The sequence below is a fragment of the Domibacillus sp. PGB-M46 genome, assembly GCF_022668875.1.
Taxonomy (GTDB): Bacteria; Bacillota; Bacilli; order Bacillales; family Domibacillaceae; genus Domibacillus.
In genome coordinates this window covers 74,983-100,398 of the sequence record NZ_JAKGCR010000012.1, presented here as the reverse complement: position 1 = coordinate 100,398, position 25,416 = coordinate 74,983, and the positions used below count along the sequence as shown (strand labels likewise).

Below are 25,416 nucleotides of genomic sequence, written 5' to 3'. Positions count from 1 at the left end.
AAGCGCTTTATGTTATGTGGATTTGTGAGATAAACTGTAATAAAAAAAGTAAATAAATAAAAGCCGGAGCAAGGGGAAACTTGCTCCGGCTTTATATTTAAATTAAAGGGAAATCGATCTATCTGGGGAGAAGATCAATTATTTTAATTGGAATCGGAATTTAATAATTATTTTACTAGCCAGCTGTCCATATATTCTTTATCTTCGATCGCATGTGCATCCTTTACAATATACAGCGGACGGAAGGTATCGACCATGACGGCCAGTTCTTGGGTTTCTTTTTTGCCAATGCTTCCTTCAATCTTGCCTGGATGAGGGCCATGCGGCAGGCCGCTTGGATGCAGCGTAATGGAGCCTTGTTCCACTCCGCGGCGGCTCATAAAGTCGCCATCTACGTAATACAACACTTCATCGCTCTCAACGTTGCTGTGTACATAAGGGGCCGGGATTGCTTCCGGGTGATAATCATACATACGCGGTACGAATGAACATACAACATAATTGTGCGCTTCGAATGTTTGGTGTACGGGAGGCGGCTGATGAACACGCCCTGTGATTGGTTCAAAATCATGAATGCTAAATGCGTAAGGGAAGAGGTAGCCATCCCATCCCACTGCATCAAGTGGATGAAAATCATACGTATAGGATGTAATCATCCCCTGGGCGCGCACTCGTATTTCAAACTCTCCTTTTTCATCTTTTGGTTCCAGCTTTTCTGGTGTCCGGAAGTCGCGTTCGCAAAAAGGAGAGTGCTCTAAAAGCTGTCCAAATTCATTGCGGTAGCGCTTTGGTGGCACAATCGATGAATTAGACTCTAGGATAAAGAAGCGGGCTTCTTCTGATTCCAAAACGACACGATAGGTTGTGCCAATCGGAATGACGAGGTAATCACCAGGTCCGAAACTCAGTTCTCCAAAGATGCTTTCGATTTTGCCTGTTCCTTCATGAACAAACAGCAGCTCATCTCCTTCACCGTTCCGGTAAAAATAATCCATCTGGCGGTTAGGCCGTGCCAAGCCAAGTGCTACATCATCATTTGCCATGAAAATTTTCCTAGCTTCAAGAAAATCGCCGCCTATCTCCGTATTCCAAGTACGGAAATGCCGGTGTTTTAAGGCATCCTTTTCTTCAAACTCATACTTTACATCACGGATCTTTACAGCTTTTTTCACCTGTGTCGGCTGGTTAATATGGTAAATAAGAGACTGGATGCTTGAAAAACCTTTTGTGCCCATTAACTGTTCGTAGTAAAGGCTGCCATCTTCTTGGCGAAATTGGGTGTGTCGCTTATGAGGAATGCGCCCCATTTTAACATAATGTGTCATTGGTTAAACTCCCTTCGTTCGCTGTCTTTATCTTCTTTATCATTACACCTTATATTTTTACATTCTCGACATTTAAAATTTCTGCTTCCGAAAGAGCTGGCAAAACCTTGCCAGTGACGCTACCAAAACCAATCCGGTATCCGTCTCCCTGGCACCAGCCAGTGATGGTCAATTGATCTCCATCCTCGATCCAACTTCTTTGGGCGCCGCCATTAAGCTGAACTGGTTCAGCACCGCGCCAGGTAAGTTCGAGCAGGCTGCCGCGTTCGGCACGTTCTGGACCGCTGATAGTACCTGAGGCGTGCATGTCACCAGGACGAATATTGCACCCTGTAATCGTGTGGTGAGCTACCTGTTGAGCGATCGACCAGTACATGTAGCTAAAATTGGTGTTTGTAATTTTTGTGGCTTCTTCTGCGTTTTCTGGTTGTAAATGAACTTCAAGATTAATATTAAAAGCTCCCTCTTTTGCCTGTTGTAAGTATGGGAACGGCTTTGGTTCTTGTTCGGGTCCTGATGCTCGAAAAGGTTCCAGCGCTTCTAGCGGCACCACCCAAGGCGAGATAGAGGTGGCAAAGTTTTTAGCCAGAAAGGGGCCAAGAGGCTGGTATTCCCACGCTTGAATATCTCGGGCGCTCCAGTCATTCACAAGAACAAGCCCGAAAACATGATTTTCCGCCTGGTTAACAGGAATCGGTTCTCCAAGACGGTTGCCGGGACCGATAAACCAGCCCATTTCAAGCTCAAAATCAAGCTGTACAGACGGTTCAAAGACAGGATTTTCTTCATTTGGCGGCTTGCGCTGTCCTAGAGGACGGCGTACTTCGGTTCCGCTGGGAATAATAGAACTGGCGCGGCCGTGGTAGCCAACCGGCAGGTGTGTCCAGTTTGGCATCAGTGCATTGTCTTTTCCTCTAAACATGGTACCTACATTGGTTGCATGTTCTCTTGAAGCATAAAAATCAGTGTAGTCCCCAATGTCTGCTGGAAGAAGCATTTCTACATCTCTCATTAAGTGAAACGCTTGTGAGCGAAGTTCTTCATTATCCCGTAAATCAGGTGTGTCAGCGTCTAAAAGATATTGAAGTTTTTTTCGCACTGCGCTCCAGACAGGGCGGCCAAGAGCCATAAATTGATTGAGTGAAGAGGCTGAAAAAATATTTTTTCCTTCTGCACCTGTACCATTTAAGAATCCAGCCTCATCCATTACCGATAAATCAAGAACATAATCACCGATTGCTGTACCTGCGCGCGGTTCTTTTCCTATTGGCTGAAAAATGCCGTATGGCAGGTTTTGTATAGGAAAATGTGAATCTGGTGTGGTTTCTATAAAGGAATAATTCATTGTACTGCCTCCCCTTGAAAAATAGTCAGCTCTCCTAGTTCTTCCCGGGGCTCATCAAAGCTGCAGCTTCCGTATGAAGCCGCAAATAAAGTGCGGGCTTTGTCGATTTCAGCCGAGGTGACTGTAAAATGGCGCCAGGAAAGAGCCTCTTTTGTAAATGAAAAGTTTGCAGGATCTTCATCTAGTAAAATATCCTGAATGGTATCTATATTAATTGAATGGCAATAGGCCATAATGGAAGCCGTAAAGACATTCACAAATCCATGCATTTTTGTTTCAACTTCATTTCGATATTGACGGATTGGATGGTGAAGGCCTGCTGTAAATTTAATAGCCAGCCCTCTTTTTTGGGTTTCATGAATAATGAAAGCAGCACGCTCAGCAGATGGAAATAAGTCAGCTGTAATACCGCCCATGCGCATTTTAACACCGATGCTTTTTGAAGAAATTTGATTAAGCGAAGAGACCGTATCCAATGTTCGCAGAATCTCTTGATTCGTTCCGGTCATTTCACAATAAACAGGATAATCTTCTGTGTACTGTTCCAGTTTTTTTAGAAACGAAAAATCAACTTTTTCAGGAAGCGGAATTTCAACTGCTTCAATGGTACCGGCCGTATTATATGTTTCTAAGAAGAGATTCATGGCCTCGATCTCTTTTTCAATTGCTTCTGATTTCGATAAGATAACGGTCAACCGCAGTGGATACTGGTCATTAAACTGTACTGCAAAAGGCTGAAGTTCGTTCAATCGTGAAGCAGGAATAACAAAAGGGCCCAGCATCCAGCTGTCAGAACCATGGATATAAGAATGATAGTTTGAAATGGCTTCAGCAAGCGGAAGTGCTGCCGGAGGAAACAGTCCTGCATAATCAATGAGCTCCGTCATGAAATGACTGACAGCGGCTTCTTCCCACTTTACATTTATTTTTGTTAACAATAGCCTCACACCTCCCATGAAAGGAAGTCACACCAGGAAAGCCCTGGCGTGACCGGATTAGATTTAGATGTTTCCGCGGAGTTCCTGCTCACGTTCAATAGATTCGAACAGCGCCTTAAAATTCCCGTCTCCGAAACCAAGCGCACCTTTACGCTGAATGATTTCAATAAACATAGTAGGGCGGTCTACGAGAGGCTTTGTGAAAATTTGAAGCAAATAGCCTTCATCATCGCGATCAACAAGAATATTCAAATCTTGTAGACGCTTTACATCTTCGTCGATATCGCCTACACGATTAGCAAGATCTTCGTAGTAAGTGTCAGGCGTCTGTAAAAATTCAACCCCGTTTTCTCTTAAAGCGGCTACCGTGCCAATGATGTCATTTGTCAAAAGGGCAAGATGCTGTACCCCTGGTCCATTGTAGTAATCTAAATACTCTTGAATTTGCGATTTGCGTTTTCCTTCTGCCGGCTCATTGATTGGGAATTTAATGCGGCCTGTTCCATTCATCATCACTTTAGACATCAAAGCAGAATATTCAGTTGAAATGTCTTCATCATCAAAATGTTTCAGAACCGTAAATCCGAATACGCTTTCATAATAGTTCGTCCATTCTTCCATCACTTCTACGTTGCCAACAAGATGATCAACGCCGATTAAGCCTGAAGACTGGGCATTATAAATATCTTCACGTGCTTCATAGCCAGGCATAAAAACGCCTTTATAATCAATCGGTTCAACAAGTGTATGAATGGTATCTCCGTATGTGCCTAAGATTGCTTTTCTCACTTTTCCATTTTCATCTTCTTCTACCCATGGTTCACGAATGGCGATGCCGCCGCGTTCAATGGCTCCCTTATAGGTCTTTTCTAAATCTTTTACAAGAAGGGCGATATCTTTTACACCTTCACCATGGAGTTTAGTAAAAGTTGATATGTCAGTTTGATCAGATAGAGAACCTGTTAACACTAATCGAATGGCACCCTGTTCCATAACGTAAGAAACACGATCACGTGACCCAGTTTCCAACCCTCTGTAGGCTACAAGCTTAAAGCCGAATGCCTTTGCGTAATAATAAGCTGCTTGTTTTGCATTGCCAGTATAAATTTCAACGTAGTGAACATTTTTTACTGGAAACAATTCTTCTTTTTTTGCTTTAGGTGCTGCAACCATTTTTTCTGCCATTTTTACCGCTCCCTTTAATTTTTTATTAAACAAACAGAATTTTCGAAATTTACTGTCTGTGATGGTTCACATCATAATACATAAAAATTCACCGCGCAAACACGCCTTTTAACGCGTTTAGTCTTTGCGGCGTCAGCATTTTACCGCATTAAAGCATATACGCGTTTGAGCGCACTCTTGCATCTTTTTTACATATCCACTTAAAATGTTGGCAATCAAAACAAGGGGGAGTTAACCATGAAAATTAACGTCAAGTTCTGTCCTTGCAATTTTGAAGATGAGTTAGAAGCGACCAAAGAAAAATTAATGGAGCGCAGCGACTTGGAGGTTATTGAGGAAAGATGCTTGTTGTACTGTGGGCAATGCTTAATGGAACCATTCGCGCTTGTAAATGGTGAAAACATTGTTGCCGATGATCCGGATGAACTTTATGAAAAAATTGACCAGCATGTAGCTGGCCTTAAACAGGAAGAAGTAGTGTAACCATATAAAAAAAAGAAATTATAATGAAAAATGTTTAATCGATGGCTGCAACGCTTAAGTAGTTGCCCTCTTAAAAAAACTGCAAACCTTCAGAAGAAGCCGGTTTATGATAAGATATGTGTAAAAGCCCTACTCCAAATGCTGCTCTTTAGCATTAATGGTAGGGCATTATTTAATTCTGAAGGGGTACATTATGACAGCATTGATTGGGAAGCAGTTCGAAAACGGTATTTTGATAATGGCCGATAAAAGAATAACCTATAGAGGAACGAATAACTTCAGCGATAATGAAAAGAAAATAATCGCCTTGAACCAAAATGTTATCTTTGCCTTTGCGGGTGTTAAAAATGTCATTGATATGGCTATAGAAGAATTAAAATTATTTTCTCTTAACGCAAATTCTTTTGAAGAGATTGAAGCACAATCCCAAAAATTATTTAAACATTCATTAGAGCTGTTTAAAAAATCGTACCCTGGACAGGATTATGCAACTGTTTACATACTAGCCGGGTTTACTGAAGGCGGCATGCTTCGTGTTACGTATTATTCCTCAGATGACCATTTTCAAAAAAGCAGCTCTATTGATTTTTTTTATAAAACATTTCCAAATACAGAAATGATGTACCTGCGCAGTTATTTAATGAACGAAGTAGATGTTTCAAGGACAGATATCAATTACTTCATACGAAAATTCTCTTCGGCGATCCGCCAGATAAACAACGAGAAAGTCAGTAAAAATGCGTATGCGATCTTTTTATCCAAGCAGGGTTTATTTGAAATTGATATTAATAAAAATGGATCCATCAAAGTTAAACAAATGAAACTGGATATCTAAAGCAAAGAGCGATGCGGCATGCCCACACGCTCTTTGTTTTTCAACAATATTTTTTTGCTTTAACGCGGTGAAAGATATATGATGCACCGATAAAACGCTTTTGTGTATAGTCTTGCAGGCACGAAAAACTTGTTATAATATTTAGAAAAATGAGCAAAGTGGCTATTAAATTGGTTTAATAACACTATTTGCACATTGGATAAAGGAGAGGGAGGAAGATATCTATAAAAAGAAAAACATTTTTGAGAACTGGGAAAACTTTTAAAAATCCTGTAGTCAAAGGTAGAAATTTGTTATAAGATAAGAACTGTTCGAATAATTATTGTTTCAAACATTTTTGTATACATTGTCTGAAAATTATGACTACGGGTGTGATAAAGTTGAATTCAAAGATAGCTCAGTCTCAAACTCTTCAAAACCAGGTGTATGAATATTTACACGAACAAATTGTAAGCGGAAACATACCGCCTGGCCAGCGAATTGTGGAAGAAAGAATTTCTCAGGAAACGGGTGTCAGCAGAAGTCCGATTCGGGAGGCAATTCGCAGGCTAAACAGTGATGGGTTGGTTTCCGTAAGTCCGAGAGGCGGAGTAAGAGTGTATCGCGCAACTTTTTCAGATTTTAAATACCTTTATGAATGCCGATTAAGTTTGGAGCCTACTGCAGCCTATTATGCCGCTTTACGTATGAGCGACAAACAGCGTGACCGTTTGTCAATTATAGTAGATGAAATGAATCTAATGGTTGAGAAAAAAGATCTTGAAAAGTTAAAAAGCATAAGCAGTCAATTTCATTCTTTAATTGTAGAGGCTAGTGAAAACCCATATTTAGTGAAGATGATGAATCAGTTAAATTCATTAATTTCTTTTTATCGAAATGCCGTTTTAAACATCCCTCTGCGAATAGAAGAGGGTGCTGTAGAACACCAGGCGATATGGCAAGCAATTCAAACTCAGGATGGAAAAGCAGCAGAGGAGTTAATGAGAGTACATATTCAGCGTGATTATCAGTTTTATACTTCCATGTACTCGAGTGCTAAAGAGGATAAATATTAATCCTATCACTTTACAAAGCATAGGCATGCTGAAAAATTTACAAATGGAGAGTGGCCGCTATGATTTTTCCAGAAAAACTTAAAATTCGTGATGTCACATTGAGAGACGGGTTACAAAACGAAGCTGTATTTGTAGAAACGGATCAAAAGATCAATAAAATAAAAAATTTAATTGAGGCAGGGTTTGACCGCTTGGAAGTTACATCTTTTGTTCATCCAAAATGGGTTCCTGCTATGCAAGATGCCGATGAATTAGGACAGAACTTACCAATGTCTCCTGGTGTAGAATATGAAGCACTTGTTCCGAATAAAAGAGGGTTAGACAGATTTCTAAAGTCAAAAATCCATAATGCACTTTTCTTTCTTTCTGCAAGTACAGAGCATAACCAGGCAAATTTGAATAAGACGACAGATCAATCCTTAGAAGAAATAAAAGAGTTAATCGAAATAACCAACAAAGAAGGCAGAAAAACAATTGGTGCCATTTCGACTGCATTTGTTTGTCCGTTTGCCGGAGTTGTACCGTACTCAGAAGTGGAAAGAGTGGCGGAGCATCTGGTCAATCATGGCGTTAATGAGTTAGGCTTGGGAGATACAATTGGCAAAGCAACACCAAGACAGGTATATGAATACTGCAGCCGTTTGGCAGAGAAATTCCTGGATGTTCCGATTGGCCTTCATTTGCATGACACGTATGGATATGGACTGGCAAATGTTATGGCTGGAATACAAGCTGGTGTCCATCTAGTGGATGTGGCGCAAGCTGGGCTGGGGGGATGTCCATATGCCCCTGGGTCTCCTGGAAATATTCAGGCAAGTCGTGTGGTAGCATTTTTAGAACAGCAAAATATTAAAACTGGAATAGATCTGGAACAGTTAAAGAAATTAGATATTGAGTTTCCTCAATTGTTAAGCAACTCGAAAGTTTTAACCAAAACAGTGTAAGAGATATAAGAATAGTAAATTTTGATTTAGTTTGTATACATTATCAGAATATTCAGTAAAATAAAATTATCTTTGTTATTGTATGGAGCTTAGGATCAAAGAAAAGAAGTGAATAAATGAAGGGTGGGAGCCTAATGAAAAAACCTTTAGAAGGCATTAAAGTACTAGAATTAGGGAACTTTGTAGCAGCTCCATTTGCAGGAAAGATTTTTGGGGAATTTGGTGCGGAAGTTATTAAAGTAGAGGATCCGAAGAACGGAGACTCCCTTCGTAACTGGCGTGTTATGCACAAAGGGACTTCCCTCTGGTGGTATGTACATGCACGGAATAAAAAATCAATTACACTTAACCTTCGCGAAGAAGAAGGACAGGAAATGGTCCGGGAGCTAGCAAAAGATGCGGATGTCATTATTGAAAATTTCCGCCCAGGCACGCTCGAAAGATGGGGAATTGGCTATGAAGACTTAAAAAAAATAAATCCAAGCCTCATTATGACTCGAATTTCCGGATACGGCCAAACGGGACCTTATCGTGACAAAGTAGGTTTTGGGAGCGTTGCTGAATCAATGGGTGGTCTTCGCTACCTGACAGGATTCCCTGACCGCCCGCCAGTCCGTGTTGGATTAGCTGTTGGAGATTCAATTGCAGGTCTGTACGCGGTAAATGGCACTTTAATGGCATTGAGAGCTAGAGATATGGATCCACTAAAAAGAGGGCAGTGTGTGGATGTTGCATTGACAGAATCTGTTTTTTCTTTATTGGAGGGTGTCCTGCCGGAGTACGACATGAAAGGGATTGTGCGAGAACGGACAGGTGCTACATTGGAAGGCATTGCCCCATCTAACACGTATTTATGCGCTGATGGGAAGTACATTGTCATTGCTGCAAACAGTGATAGCATCTTTAAGCGGTTCGCGGTAGCGATTGGACGCCCCGACTTTGCTGAAAACCCAGTATATTTAAATAATCAGGGACGGGCCGAAAATGCAGAATACTTAGACCAAGTAATTGAAGAATGGACAAAGCGCCACACACAAAAAGAAGTGCAAAGTATTCTTGATGCAGCTGGAGTGCCGGTAGGCCCTATCTACAGCATTGAAGATATCGTGAATGATGAGCAATTTCAAGCGCGGGATATGTTGCAAACTGTGACATTGCCTGATGGGGAGCAGGTGCTCGTACCTGGGATCGTGCCAAAACTATCTGAAACGCCGGGCAGCATTGAATGGATTGGCCCTGAATTAGGACAGCATAACGAAGAAGTCATTGGTCAAAAATTAACTCAGCCTAAATAATTATTCAAAGTGACTTAAGAATGTTAAACCTATTGATCATTGCCTTTTTGTCGCTCTCGGTAGAAAGGCAATCAGAAATTTGGATAAGGGGTACGGTTAAGCCGGTTTGAATTTCACGAACTTTTGAAAGCGGTAACAAAAACGGGCGTGGGGAGGAATAAAGCATATGTTGTCTATTTTGGGGTTTGCCATGGTTTTCACCTTTTTGTTTCTAATTATGACAAAGCGTATTTCGCCATTTATCGGCTTAACCATTGTACCTATTGTGTATGGGTTGATAGGGGGATTCGGCCCTGAATTAGGAGAGTTAATGATGGAAGGGATCCTGGGAGTAGCGCCTACCGCGGTTCTCCTGCTGTTTGCCATTATGTACTTTGGCATCATGCTGGATACGGGATTATTTGATCCCCTGACATCAAAGATCATCCAGTTGGCCAAAGGTGACCCTCTGAAAATCATTGTTGGAACCGCTGTGCTAGCCGGGTTAATCGGATTTGACGGCGATGGATCTACCACAATGATGATCGTTGTGACAGCGTTTCTTCCATTATATAAGAAGCTCGGCATCAGCCCGATTATTCTGGCTTCGATTACAATCATGCAAATTGGGATTACCACGCTAGTTCCATGGGGCGGTCCTGCGGGAAGGGTAGCGAGCGTATTAAAGCTTGACCCGACTCAGCTATATCTTCAAATGTTGCCAGGAATGCTGATTAGTTTGCTATATGTTATTGGGGTTGCCTATTTTATCGGCTTAAAAGAACGTGCTCGATGCAAAAAAGAAAACATTGATTTTATTCCGATGCAGACAGCTAAAATCAAAGATGCAGCGATCGAAAGCGCAACAATTGAAAACATTCCTTCTGCAGATTCGAATTTAAAGCGTCCAAAGTTAATTTGGGTCAATTTCCTTTTATCTACAGTTATTATGGTTGCAATTGTACTAGAATGGCTGCCGGCTGCTGTTCTCTTTATCATAGGTACAGCACTTGGCCTATTGATTAATTATCCGGTTCTTAATGATCAGCGGGAGCGGCTGGCAGCTCACGCGCCCAATGCACTGGCTGTTGTATGCATGGTACTGGCTGCGGGGATTTTCTCAGGAATTTTTAAAGGCACGCCTATTTCTGAGTCTATGGCTCAATCATTGGTGGCAATTATTCCGACAGACCTTGGCGCCTTTATGGGACTAATTACTGCCGTGGTTAGTGCTCCTGCGCTCTTTTTGATCGGACCTGACGGATTTTATTTCGGTATTTTGCCGGTACTGGCCGAAACGGCTGCTGCGTACGGGATCGATACTCTATCACTCGGAACCGCTTCTTTATACGGAACATCATTCGGTATTATGGGCCCGCTCGTCGCATCGGTCTATTTATTAACTCATATAACAGGAATCAGTCTGTCAGACCTCCATAAACATGCTGCTAAATGGTCTGTAGGGATTCTGCTAATTTATACTATTGTAGGTATATTCCAAGGAACTATTGCTTTATAACAATAGCAAAACATCAAGATGGGTGGAGGATGACGAACATGGAAAAGCTGGCTGTTAACAATGAATCAATTTTGCATTCTACTGGACAAGCGGGGGCAGGAAAATATTGTTGTCAAAAACATGTAACCGAGGCTTTGAAAGTCGTTCATCTTCCACACATTGCTAAGGTGAAATACCAAGGTAAGGTATGCGGATTTTGTGGACGAAAAGCTCGTTATCAGTTTTTTTCGCTTTATTAAAAAGTTTTAAGAGAAAATTTTAGAATAATGGTTCCTCTGGAAATTTTGTTTTATGGAGAAATCGTTATTCGTTCAAAAGGGAGGCATGAAGAATGCTGCATAAGTTTAAAGGACACTATCCAAATATACATCCAAGTGCATATATAGCTCCGGGAGCTCAGTTAATCGGAAACATAGAACTTCAGGAGGAAACATCCGTATGGTTCAATGCTGTGTTAAGAGGAGATAATGAGAAAATTACGATTGGAAAAGGATCCAATATTCAAGATGGAGCTATTGTCCACGTTGATCCAGGCTACCCGATTAATGTAGGTGAACATGTAACCATAGGGCATAACGTGGTTTTACATGGATGTACAGTGGAAGATGGCGCACTGATTGGCATGGGTGCAACCATTTTAAATGGAGCTGTCATTGGAGAAGGAGCTTTAATCGCAGCGGGTGCACTTGTTCCGGAAGGAAAAGTGATTGAACCTGGCGTTTTAGCTGCTGGAGTTCCCGCCAAGGTAATTCGAAAACTGACACCAGAAAATATTGAACGTGCTAAAGAAGGAGCTCTTTATTACGTAAAAAATGGGATAAGGTATAAAGAAGAGAACATCATCGAAAAAGAAAATGTTCTTAAATAACTTCTGCCTTTGTAGAAACAGTTAGCAAGCAGACCGTCCCATTTAAGACGAGTCTGCTTATTTTTTATAAATTGTTTTGAAAGGTAGATGAGATGAAGAAGCGAAAAAGGCCTGACCAATATCTCGTTTTTGTCTGTACCAGTATATTTATGAGCAGCATCGCAGGGAGCCGTCCTCTTGTTCCCCTGTATGCAAGTGATCTAGGTGCCAGCTATGCTGAAATCGGTGTTATCGTAGCGTTATTCTCTTTTTTGCCGCTGTTTTTATCTATTAAGTCAGGAAAAATTATAGATCGGATCGGGATAAAAATTCCGCTGGCTGTCAGCATTCTCTTTGGAAGTGTCTCTATGATCCTGCTCGCTATGTTTACCAATATTTTAGGCTTATACGTCTCCCAAGTATTTTCGGGCCTTTCGCAATTAATATTTGTTCTCGCTATTCAGGCATACGCAGGTCAGTTTTTAAAAAGAAAGCTGCGTGAATATTACATTACCTTGCTAAGTATTGGAATTGCATTTGGGAGCTTTATAGGACCTTTAATTGGAGGCTTTCTATCGGATATTTACAGCTATACCTATGCTTTTCTTTTGCTGGGTGCTATTCTCTTTCTTTTATTGCCGATTTCTTTTTTGTTCAAAAAAGAAAAATCATATTTAGATAAACCGAAGAGGCAAAGGGAAAACTCTTTCGGTTTGGTGCGTATATCTAATTTGCGTAAAGCAATTGTGGTAAGTTCCGTGATTTTACTTGCGCGTGAAACATATACAGCTTTCTTTCCGCTGCTTGCCGCGGATAAAGGAATTTCAAACGCTGCTATCGGGGTCATTATCGCCTTAAATGCAGGTGCAGGTATATTAATTCATAAGATTTTGCCATGGCTTTCCCGCCTTTTTAACAGAAATCTAGTTGTGACAGTATCCATTATCATTTCAGGTTTAATTTACTTGTTCAATCCTTTAACCGACAATGTAATGTGGCTTAGCATTTTATCTTTTATCCTTGGCTTTTTTACAGGGATTGGACAGCCGCTGTCTATTTTTATGACCATAGAAGCTTTGCCGAACGAAAGAATGGCCGAGGGGCTTGGCTTACGGCTCATGTTTAACAAATTAACACAAATTATTGGGCCTTTATCGTTAGGAACAATCTCCAGTTCATTAGGTATGTCGGGTGTATTTTATTTATGCGGCACCCTTATTATGATCGGTTCTATAAATACTCAAAAGGGTGCAGCTCTGGAAAAGACAGATAGAGCCACACCTAATATTAATCAATAGTGACCAAATGTTTAAAAGTTAATCTATGCTTGCTGTGAATAGAGCCATTGAGTAACCGAAGTGTGCAGCATATTAGTTAAATTGGTGTATTAGACGTTAAAGGAGATACGCTATGTATATAAAGAAATTGCCTGAAAAAAACGTACAGCAATTGTTTAATGCCATTCTTTCTTTACAGACAAAAGAAGAATGCAGTGCCTTTTTTGATGATTTATGTACAATGAATGAGCTGGCTGCCTTTACACAAAGGCTGGAAGTTGCAAGGCTGCTTCAAGAAGGATGTACTTATGACTTTATCCAGACGGAAACCAAAGCTGCTTCAGGTACTATTTCCAGAATTAAAAAATTAATGGATTATGGAAACGATGGGTATCGGATCGCCTTAGATCGCATAGAGCCTTACGAAAAAAGGTAATGTAACTGGCCGGGTGGATGCATTACCAGCCTTCTTAAGCCAACATTTAAAGTAATTTGGACAAACATAGGGAGCTTCCAGGGCAAAGAGAAGCTTCCCTTTAACTATAAAAAATTTCATATACTTCGGGAGAATAAATATGGATGAAAAGAAAAGGCAAGCAGCAAAAGAACAACTTTTTAAAGCTATTCTTTCATTAAATACAATGGAAGAATGCGCTGATTTTTTTGATGATTTATGTACGCTAAAAGAATTAGAAGCTTTTACACAGAGGTTTCATGTAGCAGGAAGAATTATGAACGGAGAAACATATGAAATGATTAATTTAGAAACCAATGCTAGATCAAACTTAATATTTCGTATGAAAAAAAGTCTGCAAAGAGAGCAAAGCTGTTTACGCGAGGTTTTAGAGCGGCTGCCAGAAAAAGAGAGAAGTATAAATTAACACGTCTGATTACAGTTAATTTATGGTGCGGCTTCATTTCTTTCAAAGCTAAATATTGTTTTGAAAAAGCTAAAGTATTTAAGGTGCACTTACTTCAACGAGTAAGTGCACCTTTTTTGTATCAAAATTTAATAAATACAAAGCGATTGGTATAATGCTTGTTAAAAAAAACGAAGGGGAGCAGGGAGCCTGCAGTCAACCAATCTATTGATATAAGTCTTCTTTAAAGTAATATTTTCTCCCTGCTTTTTTAAGAACCAATTACCCACTTCGGGCGTTTTAATGGTGAGAAAAAGCTATTTCTGTTTTTTCTAAATCCAATTCGACTTTCACAAAGCAGATTTGCGGCCTCCACAGTTGTAATATTGTGTGATTCTGCTTTATGAAGAACATCTAATAGTGTATGATAAATCGTTTTCGTTTTTTGAAGGACTCTTTCTTTGTTAGGGCCGTATAATTCATCGGTCACTTGAATGACCCCGCCACTGTTTACAATATAATCTGGTGCGTATAGGATTCCCTTTTCTCTCAAAAGCTCAGCACAGTCTTCGCTCAGAAGCTGGTTATTTGCAGCTCCTACAATTGCTTTAACCTTGAGCTGATCAATAGTCGAATAGTTAATAATTCCTCCTATAGCACAAGGAACAAACAGATCCGCCTCAACTCCATAAATCTCATTGCCTTCTACAGCAATAACTTTTCGATCCGTTTTTTCAGCAGCTTTTCTAATTTGGTCTATAGCATCCGAACTTACATCTGTTACATATAAATCTGCTCCCTCATTCAGCAAATGTTCAGCTACTTTAAACCCAACTTTCCCTAAACCTTGAATAGAAAAAACTTTTCCAGATAGATCTTCGCTGTTCCATAAATAGCTTGCAGCAGCTTTTATACTATAAAGAACGCCAAGTGCCGTCGGAATAGAAGTTTCACCCCCACCCCCATATTCTTCTGGCAAACCAGCAATACAGCGTGTTTCTTTGGAAGCGTGTACAAAATCTTCTAGTACAGTACCCATATCCGTTCCTGTATAGAATCTTCCATTTAATGATTCAATAAATTGTCCATATGCTCGAAACAACTCTGGTGTTTTGTCTTTGGCAGGGTCTCCAATTATCACTGCTTTTCCGCCGCCAAAGTCTAGATCAGCAGCAGCACATTTATATGTCATGCCTTTAGACAGCCGCAAGGCATCCTCCAATGCTTCTTCAACCGTTTCATAATTTCGCATTCTAGTTCCTCCGAGAGCTGGGCCCGCTGTAGTGTTATGAATAGCGATGATGGCCCTTAGTCCGGTTTCTGGGTCATTACAAAACACGACCTGCTCATGTTCCTGCATCTTTTCGAACAGATCCGTCATTATAGAAACCTTTAGATCTTGATCATTTTGGGGCAGCATAGTTTTCATTATTTCACTTTCCCTTCAAGTTTTTAATTGTCACAGAATTTCTTTTTAGTGCTCGCTTGAGAACGCGACAAATTGTATCAAATTTTTATTAATGATACTTACAAGGAACAAGTCTTTCGCTTAATTCATGTTTACCTTCTTGTACGTAAAATTATTAGAATTTTTCGTCTTTATAGGTGTGGTGGTTCAAATCATAATACATAAAAATTTATCAAGCAAACGCTTGTTTTAACGCGAATACTCTTTACAGCATCATGATTTTAACGCAATAAAGCATGTGTGCTTTTGGAGATATTTTTTTGTATCTTTTCTATTAATAAACTTTTGTAATTTAGTGAGTAAAAGCGTAAAAGCGAGAAAACAGCAAAGCGTTGATTGGAGTCTTTGCATGAAAACCAATTTAAAAATATAATCTCTTAAAAGGAAGGAGCTGCATTATGAATCAGATAAAGCACTATATCTCTATGTTAGCAGGCACGTTTATTATTGCCTTATCTTTCACATTACTGCAGGGGCCAAATCAAATAGCTTCTGGTGGTTTAACAGGAGCCTCTCTTGTTCTTAGTTCTATATTTAATGCTCCTTCAGCTATCATTTTATGGGTGACCACCTTGTTTTTATTAGTTGTTTGTTGTTACTTTTTAGGCGTGCATTCTATTTTAAAATCGGTGATTGGATCTCTATTGATTCCGTTTTTTGTTTACCTTACAAACGACTTACCTCCGCTTACAAACGATCCGCTATTGGCTTCTATCTGCGGCGGTCTAGGAGTAGGAGCCGGCTTGGGGCTGGTTTTTCGAGCAGGGGGGAATACCGGCGGTTTTACGTTAATTGCTCAAAGTCTACATAAAATAAAGGCTGCTAAACATAGTACTTCAATTATGTATATGGATGCAGCCGTTATGATAGCAGGAGGGCTTATTTTTTCTCCCGAAAAAGCATTGTATGCTCTGGCTGGAGCATTTGTAACTCGAAAGACGATGGACATTATTCAAGGGAAAAACACAAGGTCAAACATAGTCTACGTTATATCTTCTGAAAATTATGAAAAAAGGATAGCTAATTGGGTTCTTTACAAACTGGGGAGAGGGTTAACAAAAGTATCAGGGGCAGGGGGGTACAGCGGTAATGAACGAGTCATTATGATGATTGTCCTTGAGCAATCAAAAGTAAAAGACCTAAGATCTTCTGTACAAGAAATTGATCCTCATGCTTTTATCATCTTGTGTGAGGCAACTGAGGTATTTGGTGAAGGGTTTACTCCGTTTTTCCCGGTTCCCGAAGGCAAAAAGGCAGTTACTTCAAGTCCAGCTTTGAATATTCACCATTGAAAACCCAAATGTAATGCTTTTTAAAGAATCATAATACAAAACATAAATGTTTAACAATAAGGTGACTCACAACCACAAACAAAAGGAGAAGTTGATATTATGAATGATCACAGCAAAATTTTAGATTGTACTATTCGTGATGGGGGCTTAGTCAACAATTGGGATTTCAGTGTTGAATTTGTTCAAGACTTGTATGATAGTTTAAGTGCAGCCGGCGTTGAGTATATGGAGATTGGATACAAAAATTCTGCTAAGCTTCTGAATGTGTCTGAACCCAATCCATGGAGATTTCTCGACGATAACTTTTTAAAAGAAGTTATTCCTGAGAAAAAGTTTACAAAGTTGTCTGCCTTGGTGGACATTGGCCGGGTAGATCCAAATGACATTCTACCCCGGGATCAAAGTGTTTTGGATATGATTCGGGTGGCATGTTACATCCGTGAAGTAAATAAAGGCTTAGAACTTGTACAAATATTTCATGATTTAGGTTATGAGACTTCGCTCAACATCATGGCTTTATCAAGTGCACCTGAACATCAACTTTTTGAAGCATTTGAAATGGTGAAAGAAAGTCCGGTGGATGTGGTATATATTGTAGATTCTTTTGGCAGTTTGGAACCGGCGGATATCGAGCATCAGGTGAAAAAGTTTCAATCCATGATTCCCAACAAACAGCTTGGCGTCCACACGCATAATAACATGCAGCTGGCATTCGCCAATACCTTAACTGCGTTTCAAAATGGAGTTACGTTCCTTGATTCATCTGTTTACGGCATGGGACGTGCAGCCGGCAATTGTAACACAGAGCTTCTCGTCAGCCACATTCCGAAACCAAGCTATGAGCTTAAGCCGATTCTTCACGTCATTGAAAAGCACATGCTGGATATGCGTCAAAATTGGGAATGGGGCTATATTATCCCTTATATGATCTCAGGTGTGCTCAATGAGCATCCGCGTGTGGCTATGGCTTACCGGGATAGTGCAGACCGGGATAGATTTGTAGATTTTTATGAAAAGGTAGCAAGACCCGAAGCTACTTTTGCTACAGTTATGAAGTAGATTGGATGGTTAATTGTATTCGTAATTGCTAATTTATAGCTGCCTACGGGCGGCTCTTTTTATTGTAGAAATAAGTTAGCGTAATGGTAAACAATTGTCTTTAAACTAGCACAGGCAGGGTGAACCTCTTCATCAAAATCTTCGGTTTAGGTGGAGAGGCTCATTACTAATTGATTTTATATTAGCCCTTTTCCTGTGCTATATTGACAAAAGCCCTAACAAGAGGAGACTGATCGTTTCGTCGATAAGAAACCCCCATGGAAGCAAGGGGTAACTGATTGTTTATATCTTTGTAGACCACTTCTTGAGTATGAAGATTTGTAGCTGATTGAGGGACGACTGCTATTCCCATTCCAGCAGCAACCAATCCAATAACGGTTTGGAACTCGAGAGCTTCTTGCTGAATAATAGGGTTACATAAACCCAAAATTTCATTATACAGACCTGCCCACGTTTTTGGCGATAACATCACAAATGGATAAGGCTTAAGATCTGTAAGAGAAACATTTTGTTTTTTTAGTAATGGATGCTGTTTTGGAACAGCCAGTAGACAAGGAGCAATGGACACAATTTCAGTACATAAAGAATGATCCAGCACAGGTGGTCTTAAAACGCCTATATCAATTTCGTTTTGACGCAATGCTTCCACTTGCAGCGGGGTCGATAGTTCATGAAGGTGTACTTGAACATCCGGAAATAGACAACGAAATTCTCTCAGAACAGAAGGAAGAATATCATAGGTTGCTGAACCAACAAAACCTACTCGAAGGTTTCCGAGCTTTCCTTCGTGGCTGCGTTGCGCATTCTCGACAGCACATTGAAGGTGATCGAATAGTTTCGAAATATCCTTATAAAATGCTTTTCCTGCTTCCGTTAATTCCACATGCCGATTATTACGGTAAAAAAGAATAACTTCTAACTCTTTCTCTAAATTCTGAATTTGTAAGCTTAATGGGGGCTGCGTAATTCGAAGACGTTTCGCCGCACGGCTAAAGTTAAGTTCTTCAGCTACAGCCATAAAGTATTCCAGCTGTCTAAGTTCCATTTTCCGTCACCTAATATTCAGTTATTTAAAAAACATATAATAGTTATATGAATTATATAATTTACTCGCATCTCTTCACAAGATAAACTAACTGTATAAATTATGACAGGAGGCTTACACATGACTACAAATGCAAAGCCAGGTCAATTATCTGTTGGGAACGTAAAAGAGAACTGGACTGGAGATGCCCGTTTTTACGAGTACACGAATGCTGCTGATCCCATCGGCAGCGGAATTATTAGCCCGATTCCCGCTAAAGAATTTGAACCAGAGCTGTACAATTCTGGAGAAACTCGAATTGAAATGCTGGATTTAAGTAAAGAATTAGGAACAAACTATCCAGCAACTAGCCCTTCTCTTCTTGCACACTTCATACACATAAAAGCAGGAGATTTGATTAAAACAGAGCCAAATGCAACGAGTGAGTTATATTATATTATTTCTGGCGCTGGCAGTACCGAAACAAATGGAAAGGTGATCAATTGGAAAAAAGGAGATTTTTTAACACTTCCATCAGGATCACTTAGCATCCATACTGCAACGGAAGATACAACGATCTACTATATTTTAGATACTCCTCTTTTAGATTATCTAGGTGTAAAAGCAACAGAAGCCCGTTTTGCGCCAACACTTTATACAGCAGAGCAAGCTAAAGCACATTTGGATGAGGTAGCAAATGCTCCTGACGCTCATTTGAAAAACCGTATCTCTATCTTGCTGAATAATCAAAATTTCGATCAAACATTAACAATTACGCATGTATTATGGGCAATGTTCGGGATTGTTCCAGTAGGATCTAATCAAGCTCCTCACAGCCATAAATCAGTTGCTCTTGATTTTGTTGCTTATGCAGCACCTGGTACGTACACATTGGTTGGAGATCAGATAGATCCAGATTCTCAGAAAATCATTGATCCTATTCGCATCGATTGGGTGACAGGAAAGGCTTTCGTTACACCTCCTGGGTTGTGGCATTCTCATCACAATGAATCTGGAGAAGCTGCATACATTATACCGATTCAGGACGCGGGGCTTCAAACGTATCTGCGTACTTTAGATATTCAATTTACTCATTACGATCAGTAATAAGTAAAGCTAATATTTGGCTGCATATTATGGAAGGACGTTAAAGAATGCGGGTGGCTAAGTTTTGTAAGCGCAATATTGAAGCAACCGAAGCTGGAGAAGTGATAAATATTTTGCAACGTGATTATCAAGGTATAGTAGAACCTAAAACAGTTGGTTGTTTTAAACGGTGTTTAGAATGCCGGGTGACTCCATTCTGTCGAATTCAGTTAACGACAATTGAAGCAAAGAATGTGAATGCACTAGTTGAAAAGATAATTGAAACGGTTAATGAAAGGTCGTAAAGGGCCATCTAATAATAAATAAATGACAGACCTTAAAGCGCTTTCTCCCATTTTTGAGTCAAGGAAATAAAGCATACCAGGAATTTGGGTGGTATATTGAATTGGGCTCGAATGTACTAGATGTCGGTAGGAGACTTTATTTAAAATTAATCATATATATTTTATTTCTTCTTTGTAAGCGTTAACTTTTTATCGAATATGTATTAACTTGTTCATGATGGTTACATTTCTGATGTCTGCGTTTTAATGAATAGGGGAGCGGCAATCTTGAGTAGAGGCCGCTCTTTTTTATTGTCGTTGTAAAACCAGGCAGAGGAGCTCAGTCTATTGTTGTACTGGGCAAGACTTCTTTATAATAGCAGCCTTCATCGTCCCATTTATAAGGCCCTTCTTGTATGAGAATCTGCTTGGGATAGGGGGTTATGAACCGCTCGGATACATCACCGATATAGGAAAATAATTTAGAAGCACCATCCAAAAATCCTAGCAGCTCGTCAATACTAACCAAGCGAACAATCATATCCATTCTTATCTCATCTTCGCTGTCTATTTTATCATTCACTTCCATTACAGCCTGACGAAACGCACGATCATGCTTTACCAATTTTGCAACATCTTTCATGGTTGGAACACCGAAAATGAAATTCAGCTCATCAGAGGGTTCTCGAAGGGCTTTTTCTCCAATTAAGTTTACATGGCGATTAATGGGATTCGTTACATAGTAAAGCCGCTCAAATTCCATAAACGCATTTTGGTCCGGATTCATTTGTTTAACTGCTGGATCCGTTACCAGGTATAAAGCTGAATGATTCACTTATAAAACTCCTTAGTTTTTGCTTTTATTATATCAATTGAAAAGCAGCAAAGGAAAAATTGAGAATATGAAGCCTAAGGACAAAAGAGGAATAAATACTTTTTTTTGTATGTTAATCCATTTATTGTTATATTATACTAGACTGTAGAATCAAGGCTGATATAAGGAGAGAGGCATAATGAAAAAGCCGGTAAGTGTTTTAGCTGCATCACTAATAGCGGGAACAATTTTCACGTCGTCTGTTTCACCAGCGTCCGCATCATCATACGCTGATATTGAGGGAACAATTTATGAAGAAGCAGTAGAATTCCTTATGGAAAATTATATGACTTCGGGTTATCCTGATCGTTATGGAGTAGAAGAACCAATCAAACGAGTGGATGCTGCTGTGATAATGGCTAGATACTTGGAGCTTGATCTCCATACTGCCCCTAAGACGAATTTTAAAGATGTGCCGGCTCGTGCAACTCAAGCTGTGGCAATTCTTAAACATCATGGAATTGTATATGGTAAGTCGGATGTGTACTTTGGAGCTACAGACAATATTACGCGAGGCGAAGCAGCTGTTATTTTTTATAGAGCATTTGGAACGGAGACACTTGAAGGCACTTCTGAAAATAGCACATCAACCAAATTTACAGATGTAACAGGCCGCTACGTAGAAGCTGTAAACTTTCTTGTAGAACGTGGCGTTATTCAAGGGAAATCGAACAACCGGTTTGGTACAACCGAGCCCTTAACAAGAGGCCAATTCGCTTTGATGATTCATAGAATGCACCTGTACTACGATAAAAAACCGATGGAATTCGTAAGTTCCTAAACATCTTAGTAGAGAAGAGAGCGGCCAAGTTCAATCGCTCTTTTTTCATATCCGCTTCAAACTTTGCGTAAAATATCAATTTTAAGAAAAATTCATGATGCTTTAAAATATCATTTTTTGATAATTTTAGAGACATTCATAGAATTTCCTTGATTGTTAAGTCATTCATAACGCTATTCAGTGTTTGCAAATGAGTATTCCTTTAAGATCATCTTTCATGCAATCCAGATAATGCTAAACAAAACATATTGAAATTAGGGAACCAGCTTTTACTTGTTTTATTCTATATAATTAAAGCGAATCATATTGAAGCAAATATCTTTTATGAGGGAGACGATTATATGCCACAGGGACGAGAAAACACTTCTAAAAGAACTACAGGAAATAAAGACACTAATGACTTAAATAACAGGTCTAATGATATTTTCAGCAGAAATGAGTTAGTCAATACCCAGCTAAATCAAAAAGCTTCAACGGATAAAATGGGTGAAAATATGATTAATGGTACTAATATGACGGATAAGCCTAACGAATAAAAAATCACATTATTTTATGGACTATTTTCAATAATGTAACGCTATTTATTTTTCACCTTAATAAAGGCCTTTTTGTAGGTAACAAGACTACACTTTGCAATTAATGAATATTTTCTCTATAATGAGGATATAATAAAAAAAACAGGGATGCTGGACACATCCCTGTCTTCACAGCGCATGACAGAATGTCGGCGGCGTGTTGATATAATCGGTCAAAAAATAACCCATTACAGAGCCACCAACTCTGTATCAGGACGGGTTATTTTTTTGTTGCAGCAATAATTGATACAACAAGAGATGCAAACATTATCATTAAAGAAAGTGTTTGAAACGTCGTCACAGGCTGCACCCCCCTTCTACCGGGGATTGCCGCCACCCATCCTGTATGTAGCTGTTACTATTATTATATCATATAGCCTGCCTAACAAGAGAATATGATATTAACGATCTATACAGAAGGTGTTAAATTTTGCGTATCGCTCGTGTTTTAAGAAAGTTTAAAAACAGAAAAGCGGATGCCTAAATGGCAAACCGCTCAACTTACTTTTTTAATAATCGGCTTGTAATAATTGACGAAATCTTTATTTCCGGCAAGTGTTTCTTGAATGATTTTATGGATAGCGCCTTTGACAAAAGTTTCAATATTGGGATGATCAATCATTCTTAGAACAGCCAGTACTTTCTTATAACCGCCACGATCTGAAACAGCCTGAATGTAATCTGCTACCGTAAGATAATATCCATCGAACTCAAATTTTTTATCGGCTTCGACTCCATGTTCAATTACAATCATCTTATATAATTCGTCGTAAGGTTCCATATGAGAAGCCTCCTAAAGTTTTAAATAAGATTAGTTTACTCAAAATCTTGTATTTATATACATATTATTCGTCCTTCAGTGAGGTTTCAAACCATAAGAGGGATAAGCACATAGGGTTAATGTAGATTAATTTTTGTTTGTATATTCTATATTGCCGGCAGTGAGGTTGTTTCGCCTTAATGTAAAAGGCAATCTCATGACATTCAGACACATGGAGTTTTTTGTAATTAACGAGACTAGACTTTGCAGGTACTGAACATTTTTTCTACAATAAAAGACAGGGATACTGGTAACATCCCTGTCTTTATAGCCCGTGACTGCAAGTCGGCGGCTAATTAAATAATGTTATAAAAATAATCCGGTGTAGATCCGCGAACTCTGCACAAAGGACGGGTTATTTTTTTGTTGCGAAAATATCAACCTTACGCTAAATATTAAATTTATACATATTCGAAACATTTCTTTCAGCACTTTAATTGTTTATATTTTAAGAATCATTTTATATAAATTTAAGAAATTTAAAATTTGGCTTAATGTCCAGCCTTAATAAATTCTTTTGGAGACAAAGCGGATGCTTAAAGGGCAGGCCGCTTAACTTACTTTTTTAATAATCGGCTTATAGTAATTTACGAAATCTTTGTTTCCGACAAGCGTTTCCTGAATGATTCGACGGATAGCGCCTTTGACAAAAGTCTCAATATTTGAGTGATCAATCATTTTTAAAACAGCCAGTATTTTTTTATGACCGCCACGATCTGAAACAGCCTGAATATAATCGGCTACCGTAAGATAATACCCATTGAAATCAAATTTTTTATCGGCTTCGAGTCCATGTTCAAGTACAATAATCTTATATAACTCGTTATAAGGTTCCATATGAGAAGCCTCCTAAAGTTTTAAATAAGATTAGTTTACTCAGAATCTTGTAGTTATATACATATTATTTATTGCTCTGTTAGCTTTCAACTATAAAAGGGAAAAACACAAAGGGTTAATCTAAATTAATTTTTATTCTGCATAATTTATATTACCGCTGGCAGTAAAAATGTTTCATCCCAAAATGAACGGTAATCTTATGATATTGAAACACAATAGAAAAAATGAAGCTTTTTTGTAATTAACAAAACTACAATTGCGAATAATCAATATTTTCTCTATACTAACAAAACAGGGATGCTGGTAACATCTCCGTATTTACAGCCCATGATAGAATGTCAGCTGCTAATTGAATTAGGTCAAAAAAAATAACCCAGTGAAGAGCCGCGAACTCTATACACAGGATGGGTTATTTTTTATTGCAACAATATTAACTTTGCGCCAAATACTAATTTTGCGAACAGTTAATATAGACATACAAACATTCGTTTGATAAAATTATCATTATAATAAAAAAGAATCGCGTAGATAGTCAGGGTGCTTTTAAAAATAACGCGTTGTTGATCAAAGGCACAACGAGTCGAGTTATCTTATAATACTGTACACTTAATTATGCACAATTTTAAAACGAATGTAAATTTGATGAAAGTGGAAAAAACAGTGATCGTCCTCATTTAATGGGTGCTCTAGCGATACCTAATACTATTTATTCTCTAGCCTCTTTCGAAGAACTTAACCCCATAATCCGAGACCATGAAATACATTGGAAACATTACAATGGTGACAGCAAAGAACGTGGTATGATTACGAAGATCATCAAAACGTTATGGGACCACGAGAGATTTATTAAAATGAATATTATTAACTATGATCAGTCTGTCATCGAAGAAAAAGCGATAGGCTTTGAAGATGTTGATCCTGGCCTGGTGGATGCAACTGTTTATATGAAATTGCCGGAGAGGCTTGTTTATGGTTTACTAAGAAATTACGGCAGATTAAGCAGAATTGACGCTAGAATTGTCACTGAAAAGGCAACAGAATATCAAAAAGAAAATGTGAATTTAAAAGAGCAGCTTCCTAAACAATTGAATGTACAGGCAATTTATAGAGGACAATCGTTTAAAATAGTTGAAAGTCGTTACGCTTCTAAAGGCTTAGAAGCCGGATTAGAAACAACTGATCTTTTCCTAGGAATGATTAGAACAATTGTAACCAATCCTCCCTATTCAGGACGAAAAAAGAAAGCCCAAATACATATGATTATGAATTTGCTTAAAGATGAACGATTCTATAGTTTTTTAAAACGAATCAAATATTATGAGTGGTCTCATTCCCATCAACTAACTGAAATTGATTTTTCTAATTATCTACAATTATTTATTAGTGCTCACTATGAGCATTATAATAACTAACTACCCTTGGAAATTCA

28 protein-coding genes are annotated in these 25,416 nt (G+C 39.0%); 18 read left to right on the top strand and 10 right to left on the bottom strand.

What is annotated here, in order from left to right; translation table 11 throughout:
* Positions 1-167 precede the first annotated feature (167 nt).
* The 4 genes from L2D08_RS14765 to hppD form a co-directional block, all read right to left on the bottom strand.
* The gene (locus tag L2D08_RS14765; protein WP_242234688.1) at positions 168-1,325 is read right to left on the bottom strand and encodes a homogentisate 1,2-dioxygenase; all 1,158 of its coding nucleotides are present in this window, start codon (positions 1,323-1,325) and stop codon (positions 168-170) included.
* 49 nt (positions 1,326-1,374) lie between these two features.
* Positions 1,375-2,670 (bottom strand): fumarylacetoacetase, encoded by a 1,296-nt coding sequence (fahA, locus tag L2D08_RS14760; RefSeq protein ID WP_242234686.1) that lies wholly within the window; start codon positions 2,668-2,670, stop codon positions 1,375-1,377.
* Positions 2,667-3,608, bottom strand: a complete 942-nt coding sequence (locus L2D08_RS14755) for a hypothetical protein (protein ID WP_242234685.1) — start codon at positions 3,606-3,608, stop codon at positions 2,667-2,669. The genes fahA and L2D08_RS14755 overlap by 4 nt, the downstream gene beginning before the upstream one ends.
* Positions 3,609-3,671: 63 nt before the next feature.
* Complete coding sequence (gene hppD / locus L2D08_RS14750) at positions 3,672-4,793, bottom strand: 4-hydroxyphenylpyruvate dioxygenase (protein WP_242234683.1); 1,122 nt, start codon at positions 4,791-4,793, stop codon at positions 3,672-3,674.
* Positions 4,794-5,030: 237 nt separating this feature from the next.
* On the opposite strand from hppD, the gene L2D08_RS14745 reads away from it, so the two are divergent.
* The 11 genes from L2D08_RS14745 (at position 5,031) to L2D08_RS14695 (ending at position 13,908) form a co-directional block, all read left to right on the top strand.
* Entirely contained in the window at positions 5,031-5,276 is a 246-nt protein-coding gene (locus tag L2D08_RS14745) for a DUF1450 domain-containing protein (protein ID WP_242234681.1), read from the top strand.
* Positions 5,277-5,469: 193 nt separating this feature from the next.
* Positions 5,470-6,111, top strand: coding sequence for an Ntn hydrolase family protein (locus tag L2D08_RS14740; protein ID WP_242234679.1), 642 nt, complete (start codon positions 5,470-5,472; stop codon positions 6,109-6,111).
* A gap of 371 nt (positions 6,112-6,482) precedes the next feature.
* Complete coding sequence (locus tag L2D08_RS14735; protein WP_375337592.1) at positions 6,483-7,166, top strand: GntR family transcriptional regulator; 684 nt, start codon at positions 6,483-6,485, stop codon at positions 7,164-7,166.
* A 59-nt stretch (positions 7,167-7,225) separates the two neighbouring features.
* Positions 7,226-8,110 carry a hydroxymethylglutaryl-CoA lyase gene (locus L2D08_RS14730; RefSeq protein ID WP_242234676.1) on the top strand — a complete coding sequence of 295 codons (885 nt, stop codon included), beginning with the start codon at positions 7,226-7,228 and terminating at the stop codon, positions 8,108-8,110.
* A gap of 134 nt (positions 8,111-8,244) precedes the next feature.
* Complete coding sequence (locus L2D08_RS14725; protein WP_242234674.1) at positions 8,245-9,405, top strand: CaiB/BaiF CoA transferase family protein; 1,161 nt, start codon at positions 8,245-8,247, stop codon at positions 9,403-9,405.
* 166 nt (positions 9,406-9,571) lie between these two features.
* Positions 9,572-10,903: a CitMHS family transporter gene (locus L2D08_RS14720; protein WP_242234672.1), complete on the top strand. Its 1,332-nt coding sequence runs from the start codon at positions 9,572-9,574 to the stop codon at positions 10,901-10,903.
* A gap of 38 nt (positions 10,904-10,941) precedes the next feature.
* Positions 10,942-11,142: a hypothetical protein gene (locus L2D08_RS14715; protein WP_242234670.1), complete on the top strand. Its 201-nt coding sequence runs from the start codon at positions 10,942-10,944 to the stop codon at positions 11,140-11,142.
* Between the two features lie 92 nt (positions 11,143-11,234).
* Positions 11,235-11,771, top strand: coding sequence for a gamma carbonic anhydrase family protein (locus L2D08_RS14710; RefSeq protein ID WP_242234668.1), 537 nt, complete (start codon positions 11,235-11,237; stop codon positions 11,769-11,771).
* Positions 11,772-11,863: 92 nt separating this feature from the next.
* Positions 11,864-13,048, top strand: a complete 1,185-nt coding sequence (locus L2D08_RS14705; protein ID WP_255821977.1) for an MFS transporter — start codon at positions 11,864-11,866, stop codon at positions 13,046-13,048.
* Between the two features lie 112 nt (positions 13,049-13,160).
* Positions 13,161-13,463: a YerC/YecD family TrpR-related protein gene (locus L2D08_RS14700; RefSeq protein ID WP_242234666.1), complete on the top strand. Its 303-nt coding sequence runs from the start codon at positions 13,161-13,163 to the stop codon at positions 13,461-13,463.
* Between the two features lie 139 nt (positions 13,464-13,602).
* Positions 13,603-13,908 carry a YerC/YecD family TrpR-related protein gene (locus L2D08_RS14695; protein ID WP_242234664.1) on the top strand — a complete coding sequence of 102 codons (306 nt, stop codon included), beginning with the start codon at positions 13,603-13,605 and terminating at the stop codon, positions 13,906-13,908.
* A gap of 250 nt (positions 13,909-14,158) precedes the next feature.
* Here L2D08_RS14695 and L2D08_RS14690 read toward each other — a convergent pair whose 3' ends face one another.
* Complete coding sequence (locus L2D08_RS14690) at positions 14,159-15,307, bottom strand: Leu/Phe/Val dehydrogenase (protein WP_375337591.1); 1,149 nt, start codon at positions 15,305-15,307, stop codon at positions 14,159-14,161.
* Between the two features lie 446 nt (positions 15,308-15,753).
* Between L2D08_RS14690 and L2D08_RS14685 the strand changes: the two genes are divergently transcribed.
* Both L2D08_RS14685 and L2D08_RS14680 read left to right on the top strand, forming a co-directional pair.
* On the top strand, positions 15,754-16,647 hold the full coding sequence (locus L2D08_RS14685; protein WP_242234662.1) for a YitT family protein: 894 nt from the start codon (positions 15,754-15,756) through the stop codon (positions 16,645-16,647).
* Between the two features lie 99 nt (positions 16,648-16,746).
* Positions 16,747-17,706 carry an aldolase catalytic domain-containing protein gene (locus L2D08_RS14680; RefSeq protein ID WP_242234661.1) on the top strand — a complete coding sequence of 320 codons (960 nt, stop codon included), beginning with the start codon at positions 16,747-16,749 and terminating at the stop codon, positions 17,704-17,706.
* A gap of 181 nt (positions 17,707-17,887) precedes the next feature.
* Here the strand turns inward: L2D08_RS14680 and L2D08_RS14675 are convergent, their stop codons facing one another.
* Positions 17,888-18,751, bottom strand: coding sequence for a LysR family transcriptional regulator (locus L2D08_RS14675; protein ID WP_242234658.1), 864 nt, complete (start codon positions 18,749-18,751; stop codon positions 17,888-17,890).
* Positions 18,752-18,871: 120 nt separating this feature from the next.
* On the opposite strand from L2D08_RS14675, the gene L2D08_RS14670 reads away from it, so the two are divergent.
* Positions 18,872-19,837: a cupin domain-containing protein gene (locus L2D08_RS14670; protein WP_242234656.1), complete on the top strand. Its 966-nt coding sequence runs from the start codon at positions 18,872-18,874 to the stop codon at positions 19,835-19,837.
* A gap of 47 nt (positions 19,838-19,884) precedes the next feature.
* On the top strand, positions 19,885-20,121 hold the full coding sequence (locus tag L2D08_RS14665; RefSeq protein ID WP_242234654.1) for a DUF1450 domain-containing protein: 237 nt from the start codon (positions 19,885-19,887) through the stop codon (positions 20,119-20,121).
* 319 nt (positions 20,122-20,440) lie between these two features.
* Here the strand turns inward: L2D08_RS14665 and L2D08_RS14660 are convergent, their stop codons facing one another.
* Positions 20,441-20,935 (bottom strand): hypothetical protein, encoded by a 495-nt coding sequence (locus tag L2D08_RS14660; protein WP_242234652.1) that lies wholly within the window; start codon positions 20,933-20,935, stop codon positions 20,441-20,443.
* Between the two features lie 178 nt (positions 20,936-21,113).
* On the opposite strand from L2D08_RS14660, the gene L2D08_RS14655 reads away from it, so the two are divergent.
* Together L2D08_RS14655 and L2D08_RS14650 are read left to right on the top strand one after the other, a co-directional pair.
* Positions 21,114-21,755, top strand: coding sequence for an S-layer homology domain-containing protein (locus L2D08_RS14655; RefSeq protein WP_242234651.1), 642 nt, complete (start codon positions 21,114-21,116; stop codon positions 21,753-21,755).
* 341 nt (positions 21,756-22,096) lie between these two features.
* Positions 22,097-22,291 carry a hypothetical protein gene (locus L2D08_RS14650; protein ID WP_242234649.1) on the top strand — a complete coding sequence of 65 codons (195 nt, stop codon included), beginning with the start codon at positions 22,097-22,099 and terminating at the stop codon, positions 22,289-22,291.
* A 259-nt stretch (positions 22,292-22,550) separates the two neighbouring features.
* Here L2D08_RS14650 and L2D08_RS24490 read toward each other — a convergent pair whose 3' ends face one another.
* The 3 genes from L2D08_RS24490 to L2D08_RS14640 form a co-directional block, all read right to left on the bottom strand.
* Positions 22,551-22,631, bottom strand: coding sequence for a putative holin-like toxin (locus L2D08_RS24490; RefSeq protein ID WP_375337590.1), 81 nt, complete (start codon positions 22,629-22,631; stop codon positions 22,551-22,553).
* Positions 22,632-22,826: 195 nt separating this feature from the next.
* Positions 22,827-23,111: a hypothetical protein gene (locus L2D08_RS14645; protein ID WP_242234647.1), complete on the bottom strand. Its 285-nt coding sequence runs from the start codon at positions 23,109-23,111 to the stop codon at positions 22,827-22,829.
* 591 nt (positions 23,112-23,702) lie between these two features.
* Complete coding sequence (locus L2D08_RS14640; RefSeq protein ID WP_242234645.1) at positions 23,703-23,987, bottom strand: hypothetical protein; 285 nt, start codon at positions 23,985-23,987, stop codon at positions 23,703-23,705.
* 851 nt (positions 23,988-24,838) lie between these two features.
* On the opposite strand from L2D08_RS14640, the gene L2D08_RS14635 reads away from it, so the two are divergent.
* A complete protein-coding gene (locus L2D08_RS14635) occupies positions 24,839-25,399 on the top strand; it encodes a hypothetical protein (protein ID WP_242234643.1) in 561 nt (186 codons plus the stop codon).
* Positions 25,400-25,416 lie beyond the last annotated feature (17 nt).

Bases quoted from the DNA above. Each gene is read 5' to 3' on its own strand.
- L2D08_RS14685 (WP_242234662.1), top strand. From the start codon at position 15,754: ATGAATCAGATAAAGCACTATATCTCTATGTTAGCAGGCACGTTTATT.
- L2D08_RS14650 (WP_242234649.1), top strand. From the start codon at position 22,097: ATGCCACAGGGACGAGAAAACACTTCTAAAAGAACTACAGGAAATAAA.
- fahA (WP_242234686.1), bottom strand. From the start codon at position 2,670: ATGAATTATTCCTTTATAGAAACCACACCAGATTCACATTTTCCTATA.
- L2D08_RS14765 (WP_242234688.1), bottom strand. From the start codon at position 1,325: ATGACACATTATGTTAAAATGGGGCGCATTCCTCATAAGCGACACACC.
- L2D08_RS14730 (WP_242234676.1), top strand. From the start codon at position 7,226: ATGATTTTTCCAGAAAAACTTAAAATTCGTGATGTCACATTGAGAGAC.
- L2D08_RS14690 (WP_375337591.1), bottom strand. From the start codon at position 15,307: ATGCTGCCCCAAAATGATCAAGATCTAAAGGTTTCTATAATGACGGAT.
- L2D08_RS14695 (WP_242234664.1), top strand. From the start codon at position 13,603: ATGGATGAAAAGAAAAGGCAAGCAGCAAAAGAACAACTTTTTAAAGCT.
- hppD (WP_242234683.1), bottom strand. From the start codon at position 4,793: ATGGCAGAAAAAATGGTTGCAGCACCTAAAGCAAAAAAAGAAGAATTG.
- L2D08_RS14635 (WP_242234643.1), top strand. From the start codon at position 24,839: ATGAATATTATTAACTATGATCAGTCTGTCATCGAAGAAAAAGCGATA.
- L2D08_RS14705 (WP_255821977.1), top strand. From the start codon at position 11,864: ATGAAGAAGCGAAAAAGGCCTGACCAATATCTCGTTTTTGTCTGTACC.
- L2D08_RS14715 (WP_242234670.1), top strand. From the start codon at position 10,942: ATGGAAAAGCTGGCTGTTAACAATGAATCAATTTTGCATTCTACTGGA.
- L2D08_RS14700 (WP_242234666.1), top strand. From the start codon at position 13,161: ATGTATATAAAGAAATTGCCTGAAAAAAACGTACAGCAATTGTTTAAT.
- L2D08_RS14740 (WP_242234679.1), top strand. From the start codon at position 5,470: ATGACAGCATTGATTGGGAAGCAGTTCGAAAACGGTATTTTGATAATG.
- L2D08_RS14640 (WP_242234645.1), bottom strand. From the start codon at position 23,987: ATGGAACCTTATAACGAGTTATATAAGATTATTGTACTTGAACATGGA.
- L2D08_RS14725 (WP_242234674.1), top strand. From the start codon at position 8,245: ATGAAAAAACCTTTAGAAGGCATTAAAGTACTAGAATTAGGGAACTTT.
- L2D08_RS14720 (WP_242234672.1), top strand. From the start codon at position 9,572: ATGTTGTCTATTTTGGGGTTTGCCATGGTTTTCACCTTTTTGTTTCTA.
- L2D08_RS14645 (WP_242234647.1), bottom strand. From the start codon at position 23,111: ATGGAACCTTACGACGAATTATATAAGATGATTGTAATTGAACATGGA.
- L2D08_RS14680 (WP_242234661.1), top strand. From the start codon at position 16,747: ATGAATGATCACAGCAAAATTTTAGATTGTACTATTCGTGATGGGGGC.
- L2D08_RS14745 (WP_242234681.1), top strand. From the start codon at position 5,031: ATGAAAATTAACGTCAAGTTCTGTCCTTGCAATTTTGAAGATGAGTTA.
- L2D08_RS14665 (WP_242234654.1), top strand. From the start codon at position 19,885: ATGCGGGTGGCTAAGTTTTGTAAGCGCAATATTGAAGCAACCGAAGCT.
- L2D08_RS14655 (WP_242234651.1), top strand. From the start codon at position 21,114: ATGAAAAAGCCGGTAAGTGTTTTAGCTGCATCACTAATAGCGGGAACA.
- L2D08_RS14675 (WP_242234658.1), bottom strand. From the start codon at position 18,751: ATGGAACTTAGACAGCTGGAATACTTTATGGCTGTAGCTGAAGAACTT.
- L2D08_RS14710 (WP_242234668.1), top strand. From the start codon at position 11,235: ATGCTGCATAAGTTTAAAGGACACTATCCAAATATACATCCAAGTGCA.
- L2D08_RS14670 (WP_242234656.1), top strand. From the start codon at position 18,872: ATGACTACAAATGCAAAGCCAGGTCAATTATCTGTTGGGAACGTAAAA.